Raw genomic sequence first — 13,642 nt, 5'->3', positions numbered from 1 at the left:
CACTGAAGGGAAGAGGGTTCGGTGCGGTACCGAGGAAACGGGAAGGAGAGGGGCCACTGCAAGGGCCAATGGGAAGGCAGTGGCCTGTTCCCTCGGCCGGAATTCACCCTTCCGTCACCGGGGCCGTCCCGGCGCCGTGCGGGACGCCCCTAGGACGCCCGGTCCACCAGCGCCGCCGGCGGTTCGTCGTCCATCTCGAAGGCCATCGGGAACGGCGCGTGGCCCGCCAGCCGGAACCAGCGCACCTTGCGGTGCCGGCGCAGCGCGCGGGCGGCCCGTACGGCGTCGTTGTGGAAGCGGCGGGCCATGGGCACCCGGCGGACCGCCTCGGTCAGCTCGCGGGCCGCCTCCTCCCCGCCGGGGGCCGCCCGCACCTCCTCGACCTGCTGGGCCTCCGCGAAGACGGCGCGCAGGGCCTGGCTCAGCTCGCTCTCGACGACCTCGCGCTGCTCCTCCTCGGCCTGCCGGGCGGCGTGCGCCGCCTCGTACAGGACGATCGAGGCGGCCGGGTCGAGCACTCCGGAGGTGGCCAGTTCCTGGGCCACCGAGGCCCGGCGCAGCAGCTGGGCGTCGAGCGCCGCGCGGGCGGCGTCGATCCGGGCGTGCAGCCGGTCCAGGCGCCCCGCCGTCCAGCTCAGATACAGGCCGACGGCGACGAGCGCGACGAGGATCCAGATGAGGGTTGCGGTCACGGGCGGCAAGGCTACCGGGGCGCTTCGCGGGGCCGGCCGGGTGCCGTGCGGCGGCCGGCCGCGGCGGCCGCACCCCCGGACACCGGCGGAGTGCGCTCCCCGCGCCCCCGGCGGAACGCTTCGACCGGTGTGGCGCCGCGGCGCCGGAAGGCGCGCCCCCGCGCCCGGCGGGGCTCCGGTCCCGCGCCCCGGGGGCGGCGCCCTCCGGCCCGGTCCGGTCCGAACGGCCCCGGAGGCGCGCCGTCGCCGTCAGTCCCGCGCCAGCCCGAACCGTGCCCGCAGTCCCGTGGTCCGCTCGTCCGCGGCCACCGCCGCCGCGCCCGCCGTCACCGTCTCGTACACCGACAGGATGTCCGCGCCGACCGTCGACCAGTCGAACCGCCGTACGTGGGCGCTGCCCCGTTCCCGCAGCTCCGCCCGCCGCTTCGGGTCCGCCAGGAGCCGTACGGCCGCGTCGGCCAGCGCGTCGGCGTCCTCGTTGGGAAACAGCTCCCCCGCCGCTCCCCCGTCCAGGACCTGCGCGAAGGCGTCCAGGTCGGCGGCGAGGACGGGGGCCCCGGCCGACATGGCCTCGACGAGGATGATCCCGAAGCTCTCGCCGCCGGTGTTGGGCGCCACGTACAGGTCGACGCTGCGCAGCAGGCGGGCCTTGTCCTCGTCGCTGATCATGCCGAGGAACTCGACCCGGGAGCGGAGCCGCGCCGGCAGGCTCTGCACCGCCTCCTCCTCGTCGCCGCGTCCGGCCACCAGCAGCCGGGTCCGCGGGCGGGCGGCGAGGATCCCCGGCAGGGCCCGCATCAGCACCGGCAGGCCCTTGCGCGGCTCGTCGATCCGCCCGATGAAGCCGATCGTCTCGCCCTGCCACTCGGGCCGGGGCTCGGCCCTGGCGAAGAAGTCGACGTCGACGCCGTTCGGGATCACCACCGCGTCCCCGCCGAGGTGCTCCACGAGGGTGCGGCGGGCGTATTCGCTCACGGCGATCCGCGCGCTGATCTTCTCCAGCGCCGCCTGCAGGATGGCGTACGCGGCGATCATGGCGCGGGAGCGCGGGTTGGACGTGTGGAAGGTGGCCACGATCGGGCCCTGGGCCGCCCAGCAGGCCAGCAGGCCGAGCGAGGGCGAGGCCGGCTCGTGGATGTGGATGACGTCGAACGCGCCCTCGTGCAGCCAGCGCCGCACCCGGGCCGCCGACAGGAAGCCGAAGTTCAGCCGGGCCACCGAGCCGTTGTACGGCACCGGCACCGCGCGTCCGGCCGAGACGACGTACGGCGGCAGCGGCGTGTCGTCGTCGGCGGGCGCCAGGACGGACACCTCGTGGCCGAGGCGGATGAAGTACTCGGCGAGGTCGCGGATGTGGAACTGGACGCCACCGGGCACGTCCCAGGAGTACGGGCAGACGATGCCGATCCTCACGCGGTCCCCTTCTCGGCGGACGCGGCGGGGCCGAGGTCCGCGAGCCACAGCCGCTGCAGCATGTGCCAGTCCTGCGGGTGGTCGGCGATGCCCCGGGCGAAGACGTCGGCCAGCGCCTGGGTCATGACGGACGTCCTCTCGGCCCGCGTGCCCGTCTCGGGCACCTCGATCGGCGGGTGCACCCGGCCCCGCATGACGGGCGAGTCGTCGTACCAGAGCGTCGCCGGCAGCAGCAGCGCCCCGGTCTGCTGGGCGAGCAGCGCGGGACCCGCGGGCATCCGGGCGGTGGCGCCGAAGAACTCGACCTCGACGCCGGAGGCGGACAGGTCGCGGTCGGCGACCAGGCAGACCAGGCCGCCGGCGCGCAGCCGCCGGGCCAGCAGGCCGAAGGCGGCGCCGCCGTCGTGCGGCAGGACCTCCATGCCGAGGCCCTCCCGGTAGGCGACGAACCGGTCGTACAGGGTCTCCGGCTTCAACCGCTCGGCGACCGTGGTGAACGGGATGCCCAGCCGGGTGATCGCCCACGCGCCGGCCAGGTCCCAGTTGGCCAGGTGCGGCAGGGCGAGCACGACGCCCCGGCCCGTGGCCAGGCCCTCGGTCAGGTGGTGCAGGTCCTCGGGGTCGAACGCCGCCCCGATGCGCTCGGGGCTCCAGACGGGGAGCCGGAAGGACTCCATCCAGTAGCGCAGGTAGGAGCGCATGCCCGCGCGCGACAGCTCGGCGAGCTGTTCGGGCGACGCGCCGGGCACCACACGCGCGTAGTTGTCCTCCAGCCGCCGCACGCCCGCGCCGCGCTGCTTCCAGGCCAGGTCGGCGATGGTGCGGCCGAGCCGCACGGCGACCGGCTCGGGCAGCTTCTTGACCGTGCCCCAGCCGAGGCCGTACAGCGCATCGGACAGCTGCTCCCGGACCGTCATGTGGCCGCCCCGCTCCCCTGGGAGGTGTTCTTCCCGGGGGCCCCGGAGGCGTTGTCCCGCGCGGGCGCCGCCTCGCCCGCCTCCGCCTCGGCCGCCTCCGCCTCGGCGGACTCCCGGCGGACGGTGACGACCCGCTGGACCAGCGTGACGAGGCTGCCGACGGCGACGACCCACAGGGCGACCGGCAGCAGGTACTGGATGCCCGGCACGCCGAACGCGTGCAGGCCCGCGAGACCGGCCGCGACCAGCGAGACCACCAGCCGCTCGGCGCGCTCGACCAGGCCGTTGACGGCGACCGGCAGGCCGATGGACTCGCCGCGGGCCTTGGTGTACGACACGACCTGGCCGCTGGCCAGGCAGAAGATCGACACCGCGCACAGCACGTCGTCGTCGCCGCCTCCGGCGTACCAGAGCGCGAAGCCGCCGAAGATCGCGCCGTCGGCGACCCGGTCGAGCGTGGAGTCCAGGAAGGCGCCCCAGCGGCTGGAGCGGCCGAGCTGGCGGGCCATGTTGCCGTCGACGAGGTCGGAGAAGACGAACAGCGTGATCACGACCGTGCCCCAGAAGAACTCGCCCCGGGGGTAGAAGACCAGCGCGCCCGCGACCACACCGGCGGTGCCGATCAGCGTGACCGTGTCGGGGCTGACGCCCCGGCGGATGAGAAACGCGGCGAACGGTGTGAGGACACGCGTGAAGAATGCACGCGCGTACTTGTTCAGCATGGCCTTCCCGACGGTCGGTGTCGCCGCGTGGCCCCTGCTGGCCACCGGCTGGCCCATCGTAGCCACGCGCGCGCGGGCGCGGCGGCCGGGCACCCGGGCGCCGTGCCGCGGCCCGGGGACGTGCCGGTCACGGCGGGACCGGGGCCTTCGTATGGACGCACCGTGACGGGAGTGGAAAGCTCGAAGGACACCGCGGGCGTCGCCGGAGCCGCCCCGCAGGCGGCCCCCGCGTGTCCGCGCCCACAGTGACCTCACCGCGCACGGGAGGCAGGATCATGGGCGACAAGGCACACACCCACCCCGGAGCCGCCGGCAGGGCACAGGCGGCCGACCATCCCCAGTCCGTACGGAACGTGGTGCTGGTCGGCCACTCCGGTTCGGGCAAGACGACACTGGTGGAGGCTCTCGCCCTGACGGCGGGAGCGGTGAACCGGGCGGGCCGCGTGGAGGACGGCGGCTGCGTCTCCGACTACGACGAGATCGAGCACCGGCAGCAGCGCTCCGTGCAGCTCTCCCTGGTGCCCGTCGACTGGGACGGCACCAAGATCAACCTTCTGGACACCCCCGGATACGCCGACTTCGTCGGGGAGCTCAGGGCCGGTCTGCGCGCGGCGGACGCGGCCCTCTTCGTCGTCTCGGCCTCCGACGGCGTGGACGGCTCGACCCGCATGGTGTGGGACGAGTGCGCGGCCGTCGGCATGCCCCGGGCGATCGTCGTCACGCACCTGGAGGCCGCACGCGCGGACTTCGAGGAGATGACGCGGATCTGCGCCGAGACCTTCGGCGCGGACGACCCCGACGCCGTGCTCCCGCTGTACCTGCCGCTGCACGGCCCGCAGGCGCCCGACGGGCACGCGCCCGTGACCGGGCTGGTCGGACTGCTGTCGCAGAAGCTGTTCGACTACTCGACCGGCGAGCGCAAGGAGTCCGAGCCCGGCGAGGACCAGCTGCCGCGGATCGAGGAGGCCCGCAACCGGCTGATCGAGGGGATCATCTCGGAGAGCGAGGACGAGACCCTCATGGACCGCTACCTCGGCGGCGAGCAGGTCGACGTCGGGACGCTGATCGAGGACCTGGAGCGAGCCGTGGCGCGCGGGGTCTTCTTCCCCGTCCTGGCCGCCGCCCCCGCGGCCGAGGGCGCCCGGCAGGGACTCGGCACGGTCGAGCTGCTCGAGCTGATCACCGGCGCCTTCCCGACGCCGCTGGAGCACGAGGCGCCCCGGGTGACGACGCTCGACGGCAGGCCGCGCGAGCCGGCGCCGTGCGATCCGGACGGGCCGCTGGTCGCGGAGGTCGTGAAGACCTCGTCCGACCCGTACGTCGGCCGGATCTCGCTCGTCCGCGTCTTCTCCGGCACCCTGCGCGCCGACCAGACGGTGCACGTGTCCGGGCACGGGCTGGCCGACCGCGGGCACGAGGACCACGACGTGGACGAGCGGATCGGCGCGCTGTCCACGCCGTTCGGCAAGGTGCAGCGCCCGGTGTCGCACGTCATCGCGGGCGATCTGGCGTGCGTGGCGAAGCTGGGCCGCGCGGAGACCGGGGACACCCTCTCCGCCAGGGACGACCCGCTGCTCATGGAGCCGTGGGAGATGCCCGACCCGCTGCTGCCGCTCGCCATCCAGGCGCACAGCAAGCCGGACGAGGACAAGCTCTCCCAGGGCCTGGCCCGGCTGGTCGCCGAGGACCCGACGATGCGGCTGGAGCAGAACCAGGACACCCGTCAGGTGGTCCTGTGGTGCCTGGGCGAGGCCCACGCCGACGTCGCCCTGGAACGGCTGCGCAGCCGGTACGGCGTCCAGGTCGACGTCGTCCCGCACCGGGTCGCCCTGCGGGAGACGTTCGCGGAGAGGTCCGCCGGGCGCGGGCGGCACGTCAAGCAGTCCGGCGGGCACGGCCAGTACGCCATCTGCGAGATCGAGGTGGAGCCGCTGCCGGCCGGCTCGGGCATCGAGTTCGTGGACCGGGTGGTCGGCGGCGCGGTGCCGCGGCAGTTCGTCCCGTCGGTCGAGAAGGGGGTGCGGGCCCAGGCCGCCAGGGGGGTCGCCGCGGGCCACCCGCTGGTCGACGTGCGGGTCACCCTGGTGGACGGCAAGGCGCACTCCGTGGACTCCTCCGACGCCGCCTTCCAGACGGCCGGGGCGCTGGCGCTGCGGGAGGCCGCGGCGGGCGCGCGGATCCATCTGCTGGAACCGGTGGCCGAGGTGAGCGTGCTGGTCGGCGACGACTACGTGGGCGCCGTGATGAGCGACCTGTCGGGACGGCGCGGCCGGCTGCTCGGCACCGAGCAGACGCCCGGCGGGCGCACGCTGATCCGGGCCGAGGTGCCCGAGATCGAGATCGGCCGGTACGCCGTCGACCTGCGTTCCCTCTCGCACGGCACGGCGCGCTTCAGCCGCCGGTACGCCCGGCACGAACCGATGCCGCCGCAGATCGCGGAGAGGATGCGGCAGAAGGAGCACGCCGCCGCGTAGTCGGTGCCGGGCGCCCGCACACGGTGTGCGGGCGCCCGCCCGTGGTGCGCGCGCGTCGTCGAGTGCCGTGTGCGCGCCGGTGAGCGGCCCGTGCGCGGAGCGCTCCCCTCCGTCCGGCGGGCGGCTTCGGCCGTCCGCCGACGGATGCCGGTGCCGAGGGCTACCCTGATGACCTGATCAACAGGTGTGCGGAGCAAGGAAGTCGGGAAGGCCGCAAAGCGACAGTGGCGGCGATCGGGGGCGGACATGACCGTTGAGAGCGGCTATGCGGACATCTTCGGGCCACAGGTGCCGCGCACGGGGGACGGGGGGCAGACGCCGACCCTCGCGCTGGCGTCGGCGGCCTACCGGGACGGCCCGGTCGAGGAGATCAAGAAGGCGGACAACGACTGGCATCAGACGACCGTCAAGCCGGGCCGGCCCTGGGCCACGATCTTCCGGCCCAATCTCGGCGAGGCCTTCTCCCGCGCGGTGGTGGACCGGATGCTGGGCAGTGGCCGCAAGCCCCTCATCCAGTCCTTCGGCGCCGAGCCGCAGGTGGTCGTGGAGCACTGCCTGGCGGCCAACCGCATCCGCCGGGAGCGCGACAACAAGCTGACCGCCGTCATGGTGGTGTGCGGTCTGCTGTTCCTGCCGGGCCTGCTGGCCTGGCTGTTGGTCTTCCAGATCCGCGCCACCGTCGCCAAGTCCGAGAACCGGCAGGCTGGGGCGTTCGGCACCGTCCTGCTCGTCGCGGTCGGCGCCCTGGCCGTGCTCTTCCTGGTCCGGATGCCCTTCGGCGGCTTCTGGGGCTGGTACGCGCGCGCGGCGGTGGTGATGCCCGTGGTCGGCTGGTTCGGGGCCAAGCAGATCTGCGAGCGCACGGCGCGGGACCTGCGGGAGCGCTGGGACAGCCTGCTGTCCGGCAGCAGCGTCGGCGCCAAGGTCCCCGAGACGGTGCCGACCGGCCCGAACGCGACCGCGGCCGAGCAGCTGCGCCGGTCCCTGGCCGAGCTCAGCGCCGAGCAGCAGTCCAACTCCGTCTTCTACGCCGGGCCCAAGGGCATACTCGGCATGGGCACCCGCTGGGGCAGCTGGCAGCTGGCCGAGGAGCTGGTGCCCGCCGACCCCGCCCGGGAGATCCACCCGTTCCGCAGCTGGGACGTCGTACGGTCCATCCACGACCAGCTGCGGATGCTGGAGCGGGGCCCGCTGAACACCGGCGGCTTCCCCACCCCGTCGATACGGCACTGGATCGTCACCCCGATCGGGGAGAACGCCTCGGCGGTGTCCCGGCCGGAGGGCACCGACGTCGAGGCCTACCAGGTCAAGCCGCACGCCATACAGGAGATCTGCAACAAGCAGCAGTTCGGCGCGGGCGACCGGCACTATCTGGGCGTGCAGTGGACGCTGTGGGACGGACAGCTGGTCATCACGATGCTGATCACGGTGACCGTGCTGCACGCGACCCTGCGGATCGAGGTCACCGGCCATGCCCTGGGCCCCGTGAACGGTCTGTTCACCTCCAAGCCGGAGGCGCCGTCGAAGGAGGTCACCAAGTCGTTCAAGCCGTGGGAGACGCGCACGGTGAAGCTGCCGCTGGTGACCACCAACGAGGTCGTGCGGCTCGCGGTGCGCGCGCCGCTGACCTGGTACCCGCCGCTGCTGAACTGGCTGGGCGGGACGATCGCCCTGCCGGAGCCGTTCGGTCTGCGGCACGCGTGGGCGGACCAGCCGTGGCGGCACCGGTTCATGGCCGACGACGCGCTGCGCGCCGCCACGCCGGTGCTGCGGGTGGTGCACACCGCGGCGATCAAGGTGCTGAAGGAGAACGGCGTGGACACGGAGAAGTTCGGCGCGCGGTCGGCGTTCCTCAGCACCCAGGTGCAGGACCCGGCGCCGAGGAAGGCCGACCTGTACGACGCGTAGTCCCCCGGCGGGTGACCGTGCGGGCGGCTCCCGGGAGAGCCGGCCCGAGACCGCGCCCCCGGGCCGCCTTCCGGCCCGGGCGGGCCCGGCCCCGGGGCCGGGTCCGCCCGGCGGTCACGCCGCCGGCCACGCCTCCGCCAGCATCTCGCGGGTGTCGGCCAGCAGTTGCGGCAGCACCCTCGTGTGACCGACGACCGGCATGAAGTTCGTGTCACCGCCCCAGCGCGGCACGATGTGCTGGTGCAGGTGGGCGGCGATGCCCGCGCCGGCCACCGTGCCCTGGTTCATGCCGATGTTGAAGCCGTGCGCGCCGGACGCGGTGCGCAGCGCCGTCATCGCCTGCTTGGTCAGCTCGGCGAGTTCCGCGGTCTCCGCCCCGGTCAGGTCGGTGTAGTCGGCGACGTGGCGGTAGGGCACGGTCATCAGATGGCCGCCGGTGTACGGGTACAGGTTGAGCACCGCGTACACCTGCTCGCCGCGTTTGACGATCAGCCCGTCCTCGTCGGACTTGGCCGGGATCGAGCAGAAGGGACATCCGTCGCCGGCCCCGGGGCCGCTCGGCTTGTTCTCGCCCTGGATGTAGGCCATCCGGTGGGGCGTCCACAGACGCTGGAACGCGTCCTGCGTCCCCACTCCCAGCTGCTGCTCCGGCTCACTCGTCATGCAGTGCAGCATATGGCTTCGCCGCGGGGGCGCGGCAAAGGCCCCCAGGAGATCCCGGGGGCCTTCGCCGCGTGCGATCAGCGGTGTGATCAGACCTGGGCCCGCTCCTCGACGACCTGCGCGATCTTCGCGATGGCCTCGTCGAACGGGATGCCGTTCTCCTGCGAGCCGTCGCGGTAGCGGAAGGACACCGAGCCGTTCGACATGTCCTCGTCGCCCGCGATGACCATGAAGGGCACCTTCTGCTTCTGGGCGTTGCGGATCTTCTTCTGCATGCGGTCCGAGGAGGAGTCGACCTCGACCCGCAGGCCCTTCTTCCTCGCCGCCGCGGCGAACTTCTCCAGGTACTCGACGTGCGCGTCGCCGATCGGGATGCCGATCGCCTGGACCGGGGCGAGCCAGGCGGGGAAGGCGCCCGCGTAGTGCTCCAGCAGCACGGCGAAGAAGCGCTCGATGGAGCCGAACAGCGCGCGGTGGATCATGACCGGGCGCTGCTTGGAGCCGTCGGCGGCGGTGTACTCCAGGTCGAAGCGCTCCGGCAGGTTGAAGTCGAGCTGGATGGTCGACATCTGCCAGGTGCGGCCGATGGCGTCCTTGGCCTGCACGGAGATCTTCGGGCCGTAGAAGGCGGCGCCGCCCGGGTCCGGGACCAGCGGCAGGCCCTGCTTCTCGGCGACCTGGCGCAGCGTCTCGGTGGCCTCCTCCCAGGCCTCGTCGGAGCCGACGAACTTCTCCGGGTCCTTGGTGGACAGCTCCAGGTAGAAGTCGGTCAGGCCGTAGTCGCGCAGCAGGTTCAGCACGAAGGTGAGCGTCTTGTCGAGCTCGTCCGACATCTGCTCGCGGGTGCAGTAGATGTGCGCGTCGTCCTGGGTGAAGCCGCGCGCGCGGGTCAGGCCGTGCACGACGCCCGACTTCTCGTACCGGTACACGGTCCCGAACTCGAACAGGCGCAGCGGCAGTTCGCGGTAGGACCGGCCGCGCGCGTCGAAGATCAGGTTGTGCATCGGGCAGTTCATGGGCTTGAGGTAGTAGTCCACGCCCTCGTCGAGCTGCATGGGCGGGTACATGCCGTCGGCGTACCAGTCCAGGTGGCCCGAGGTCTCGAAGAGCTTCCCCTTGGTGGCGTGCGGGGTGTAGACGAACTCGTAGCCCTCCTCCTCGTGGCGGCGCCGCGAGTAGTCCTCCATGACCCGGCGGACGATGCCGCCCTTGGGGTGGAAGACGGCGAGGCCGGAGCCGATCTGCTCCGGGATGGAGAACAGGTCCAGCTCGCTGCCCAGCTTGCGGTGGTCGCGCTTCTCGGCCTCGGCGAGGAAGTCCAGGTACTGCTTCAGCTCGTCCTTGGACGGCCAGGCGGTGCCGTAGATGCGCTGGAGCATGGGGTTCTTCTCGCTGCCGCGCCAGTAGGCGGCCGCGTTGCGCATCAGCTTGAACGCCGGGACGAGGCGGGTGGAGGGCAGGTGCGGACCGCGGCAGAGGTCCTTCCAGCACAGCTCGCCGGTCTTGCCGTCCAGGTTGTCGTAGATCGTCAGCTCGCCGGCGCCGACCTCGACGTCGGCGCCGTCCTCGCCGGAGGCGGAGCCCTTGAGGCCGATCAGTTCCAGCTTGTACGGCTCGTCCGCCAGTTCCTCGCGGGCCTGCTCGTCGGTCACCACGCGCCGCGCGAAGCGCTGGCCGCGCTTGACGATCTCCTGCATCTTCTTCTCGATGGCCTTGAGATCCTCGGGCGTGAACGGCCTGTCGACGTCGAAGTCGTAGTAGAAGCCGTCCTTGACCGGCGGGCCGATGCCCAGCTTGGCCTCGGGAAACAGCTCCTGCACGGCCTGCGCCATGACGTGCGCGGTGGAGTGGCGCAGGATGTTCAGGCCGTCCTCGGAGGAGATCTCGACGCCCTCCACCTCGTCCCCGTCGGAGAGCACGTACGACAGGTCCCTGAGCTCGCCGCCCACGCGCGCGGCGACGACCGAGCGCTCGCCGGCGAAGAGGTCGGCGGCCGTAGTGCCCGTCGTCACCACGCGTTCTTCCCGCTCGGAATCGCGTTGGATGATCACACGGACGTCTGACACCGGTCTCTCCTGACTGAAGGGTGGGTTCGCGGCGCCATACCGGAGCGCGCGCATGAGGGCGATCGTACCGACCCGGGCCCCTTCACCGCGAAATCATTCCTCGCCGCACGCCTCCTCGAAGAAGTCCGCGACCCCCGCGGTCTCCCGCAGCGACTTCATCAGCCGGTCCCGCTCGGCGTCGTCGACCCGCACCGGCACGACCTCCGAGGCGCCGGTGAGCCGGCGGAAGCCGCCCCGGCTCTCCAGCCGGCCCCGCACCCGCACCGGCAGCCCGGCCAGGTGCGCGTGCCCGGCGATCCGGTACGCCTCCTCGTCGAGGGTGACCCGCACGTGCGGGACGTCGGCCCCGGTGAGCACCCGCAGCCGTACGGTGCCCGCGCCGTACGGCTGGGACCTGCGCATCCGCACCACCGTGCCGGTGATCCGCACCGGCACGGACGGCTCGGCCCGCCGGTAGCGGTCCCCGGCCTCGCGCAGCGCGGGCAGGTCGCCGGGGGAGAACTCGACGGGCCCGGCGGCCGCGCAGCCCGGGGGGACGCCGGCCGCCGGGGCCCACGCGACGGCGATCCGGGCGCCCTCGGTGCCGCGCACCAGGGCGACGAGGGCCCCGGTGAGCTCGTGGCTGACGCCGGCCCGGACGGCCGAGTCGAAGGCGTCCGGGCCGCCGCCGGCCCGCCGGTGGTCGACGGCCTCGCGGGCGGCGTGCAGGGCGTGGTGCAGGCGCACGGCGAGGGGGCGGCCGGTGGCGGCCGGCACGAACGCGGTCAGGCGGCGTCCGCCGGGGGCGGGGTCGACCAGGACGTCCTGGAGCATCGCGGCGGCGAAGCGGCGGTGCCGGGCGCCGTGGTAGCCGGCCCGCGCGCGGACGGCCAGCGCCGCGGCGAGCAGCGTCCGGCGGGCGGCGGAGCGCAGCTGCTCCTCCACGGTCCAGGGGACGGTGTCGCCGGGGCCGCCGGGGACGTCCCGCCACCAGCGGATCTCGTCGCCGGGCACGGCGAGGGCGACCAGGATCTCGCGCGCGGCGGGCGTGCCGCTGCGGGCCAGGGCGTGCAGGGCCTCGCCGAGCAGGTCGTCGCTGTCGGGGAAGGCCCGGGTCTCGGGCACCAGCAGGCTCGTGCCGCCGCCGCCCGGCCCCGGCGGGGTCCAGCGGCCGTAGCGTCCGGCGGCGCCGCCGCGCCGCTGCCAGCCGTGCCGGTGCAGCAGGGCGCCGAGCACGGCCGGGTCGACCTGGCCGGGCTCGGGCGGCGGGCCGGGCCGGGCGGCGTCGGCGGGGCGCGGCCGCACGGGCCGCAGGGGTTCCCCGGTCGGGCGGTGCGTCACGGTGTCCCTCCCGTCCCGACCCGCGTCATGATCCCGCACAGCGCCCGGTCGTCGAAGATGTGCGAGGTCGGTATCCGCACGGTGGTGCGGCGCCGGCCCGTGACCGGGTGTCCGGCGAGGTTGGTCCAGTAGCAGCAGTGCCGCAGGTCGAGCCGGTCGTGGCCGGCCCGCAGCCAGTCGTCCCGCGAGCGGGGGACGAGCATCACGACGAGGATCTTGTGCACCGAGACCGGGGTGCGGGCGAGCTTCGCCAGGTGCTCGTTGTCGAGCGTGAAGGAGAAGAAGCGGCCCGGCGGGTTCGGCGGGACCTGGTACGTCGCCTTGAGCTGCACCTTGACGGTGACCTCGTCGTCGACCGTGTGGCCGGGTGCGCTGTGGCTGACGTGCCAGTCGATGCCGTTGTCCGGGAACGGCTGGGACAGCGAGCAGCCGGCGGCCGCCGCGACGGCGTGCAGATAGCCGACCTGGAGCGTCTCCATGCAGGCGGTGGTGGCGAGCGTGCCGCGGGAGGGTGCCGGACACCCGGGCAGCAGCCCGCCCCGTTCGGGCTGCGCGATGGACATGACGGACAGCCTTCCGGAACAAGCAGATCCCCGTCGCGGGCCCTTGAGGCGGAAAGACCCGTTGTTCCTGTTGTGTCCTTCCGGCGTACGGCGCAAACAGGCCGGGTATCACCGGAGCGGGCAGGCGACGGGACGTCAGCCGCCCTGGTGGATCGAGGAGTTGGTCGGTATGACGTGCTGGTACGAGGGGCCCTTGGCCGCGTTCGACACGGAGACCACGGGTGTGGACGTCGAGGCCGACCGGATCGTGTCGGCCGCCGTCGTCGTCCAGGACGCGCCGGGTCTGCGGCCGCGGGTGAGCCGCTGGCTGGTCGATCCGGGCGTGCCGGTGCCCGAGGCGGCGACGGCGGTGCACGGGCTGACGGAGGAGCATCTGCAGCGCAACGGCCGCTGGCCGGCGCCGGTGATGTACGAGATAGCGGAGGCGCTGGCCGAGCAGGCCGCCGCGGGACGTCCGGTGGTGGTGATGAACGCGCCGTTCGATCTCACGCTGCTCGACCGGGAGTTGCGCCGGCACCGCGCCTCGTCCCTGGGCCGCTGGTTCGAGGCGACGCCGCTGCGCGTCCTGGATCCGCGGGTGCTCGACAAGCATCTGGACCGCTACCGCAAGGGGCGCCGCACCCTCACCGACCTGTGCGCGCACTACGGGGTGCCGCTGGAGGAGGCGCACGACGCGGCGGCCGACGCGCTGGCCGCGCTGAACGTGGTACGGGCGGTGGGGCGGCGTTTCGCGTCCCGGCTGGAGCGGCTGTCCCCCGCCGAGCTGCACACGCTGCAGGCGGTGTGGCACGCGGCGCAGGCGCGGGGGCTTCAGGCGTGGTTCGCGCTCAACGGTTCGGAGGAGCCGGTGGACCCGGCGTGGCCGCTGCGGCCGGACCTGCCGGCGGCTGCCTGAACCAGGCGG

At 73.6% G+C, this 13,642-nt stretch carries 11 protein-coding genes; 3 read left to right on the top strand and 8 right to left on the bottom strand.

Going from position 1 to position 13,642, the window contains the following annotated elements:
* Positions 1–149: 149 nt before the first annotated feature.
* The 4 genes from ABD363_RS22175 to pgsA form a co-directional block, all read right to left on the bottom strand.
* Positions 150–692: a LemA family protein gene (locus ABD363_RS22175; RefSeq protein ID WP_344606300.1), complete on the bottom strand. Its 543-nt coding sequence runs from the start codon at positions 690–692 to the stop codon at positions 150–152.
* A gap of 249 nt (positions 693–941) precedes the next feature.
* Entirely contained in the window at positions 942–2,105 is a 1,164-nt protein-coding gene (locus tag ABD363_RS22170; RefSeq protein WP_344606298.1) for a glycosyltransferase family 4 protein, read from the bottom strand.
* The gene (locus tag ABD363_RS22165; RefSeq protein WP_344606296.1) at positions 2,102–3,022 is read right to left on the bottom strand and encodes a phosphatidylinositol mannoside acyltransferase; all 921 of its coding nucleotides are present in this window, start codon (positions 3,020–3,022) and stop codon (positions 2,102–2,104) included. Before ABD363_RS22165 ends, ABD363_RS22170 begins: the two co-directional genes overlap by 4 nt.
* Entirely contained in the window at positions 3,019–3,801 is a 783-nt protein-coding gene (pgsA, locus tag ABD363_RS22160) for a phosphatidylinositol phosphate synthase (protein WP_344606377.1), read from the bottom strand. The genes ABD363_RS22165 and pgsA overlap by 4 nt, the downstream gene beginning before the upstream one ends.
* A 218-nt stretch (positions 3,802–4,019) precedes the next feature.
* On the opposite strand from pgsA, the gene ABD363_RS22155 reads away from it, so the two are divergent.
* A complete protein-coding gene (locus tag ABD363_RS22155; RefSeq protein WP_344606294.1) occupies positions 4,020–6,218 on the top strand; it encodes an elongation factor G-like protein EF-G2 in 2,199 nt (732 codons plus the stop codon).
* Positions 6,219–6,464: 246 nt separating this feature from the next.
* Positions 6,465–8,126, top strand: coding sequence for a hypothetical protein (locus ABD363_RS22150; protein WP_344606292.1), 1,662 nt, complete (start codon positions 6,465–6,467; stop codon positions 8,124–8,126).
* Between the two features lie 114 nt (positions 8,127–8,240).
* Here the strand turns inward: ABD363_RS22150 and ABD363_RS22145 are convergent, their stop codons facing one another.
* From ABD363_RS22145 to ABD363_RS22130, 4 genes are all read right to left on the bottom strand, one after another.
* On the bottom strand, positions 8,241–8,801 hold the full coding sequence (locus tag ABD363_RS22145) for an HIT family protein (RefSeq protein WP_344606290.1): 561 nt from the start codon (positions 8,799–8,801) through the stop codon (positions 8,241–8,243).
* A 77-nt stretch (positions 8,802–8,878) separates the two neighbouring features.
* On the bottom strand, positions 8,879–10,855 hold the full coding sequence (gene thrS / locus ABD363_RS22140) for a threonine--tRNA ligase (protein WP_344606288.1): 1,977 nt from the start codon (positions 10,853–10,855) through the stop codon (positions 8,879–8,881).
* A gap of 93 nt (positions 10,856–10,948) precedes the next feature.
* Positions 10,949–12,175 carry a hypothetical protein gene (locus tag ABD363_RS22135; protein WP_344606286.1) on the bottom strand — a complete coding sequence of 409 codons (1,227 nt, stop codon included), beginning with the start codon at positions 12,173–12,175 and terminating at the stop codon, positions 10,949–10,951.
* On the bottom strand, positions 12,172–12,738 hold the full coding sequence (locus ABD363_RS22130; RefSeq protein WP_344606284.1) for a DUF4365 domain-containing protein: 567 nt from the start codon (positions 12,736–12,738) through the stop codon (positions 12,172–12,174). The genes ABD363_RS22135 and ABD363_RS22130 overlap by 4 nt, the downstream gene beginning before the upstream one ends.
* 169 nt (positions 12,739–12,907) lie before the next feature.
* Here ABD363_RS22130 and ABD363_RS22125 point away from each other — a divergent pair, with 169 nt between their 5' ends.
* On the top strand, positions 12,908–13,633 hold the full coding sequence (locus ABD363_RS22125; RefSeq protein ID WP_344606282.1) for a 3'-5' exonuclease: 726 nt from the start codon (positions 12,908–12,910) through the stop codon (positions 13,631–13,633).
* Positions 13,634–13,642: the final 9 nt, after the last annotated feature.

The organism is Streptomyces glaucus, assembly GCF_039533365.1.
GTDB lineage: Bacteria > Actinomycetota > Actinomycetes > Streptomycetales > Streptomycetaceae > Streptomyces > Streptomyces glaucus.
This window is presented reverse-complemented; position numbering and strand designations above follow the sequence as displayed.

Bases quoted from the DNA above. Each gene is read 5' to 3' on its own strand.
- ABD363_RS22165 (WP_344606296.1), bottom strand. From the start codon at position 3,022: ATGACGGTCCGGGAGCAGCTGTCCGATGCGCTGTACGGCCTCGGCTGG.
- pgsA (WP_344606377.1), bottom strand. From the start codon at position 3,801: ATGGGCCAGCCGGTGGCCAGCAGGGGCCACGCGGCGACACCGACCGTC.
- ABD363_RS22155 (WP_344606294.1), top strand. From the start codon at position 4,020: ATGGGCGACAAGGCACACACCCACCCCGGAGCCGCCGGCAGGGCACAG.
- ABD363_RS22150 (WP_344606292.1), top strand. From the start codon at position 6,465: ATGACCGTTGAGAGCGGCTATGCGGACATCTTCGGGCCACAGGTGCCG.
- ABD363_RS22145 (WP_344606290.1), bottom strand. From the start codon at position 8,801: ATGCTGCACTGCATGACGAGTGAGCCGGAGCAGCAGCTGGGAGTGGGG.
- ABD363_RS22130 (WP_344606284.1), bottom strand. From the start codon at position 12,738: ATGTCCATCGCGCAGCCCGAACGGGGCGGGCTGCTGCCCGGGTGTCCG.
- ABD363_RS22125 (WP_344606282.1), top strand. From the start codon at position 12,908: ATGACGTGCTGGTACGAGGGGCCCTTGGCCGCGTTCGACACGGAGACC.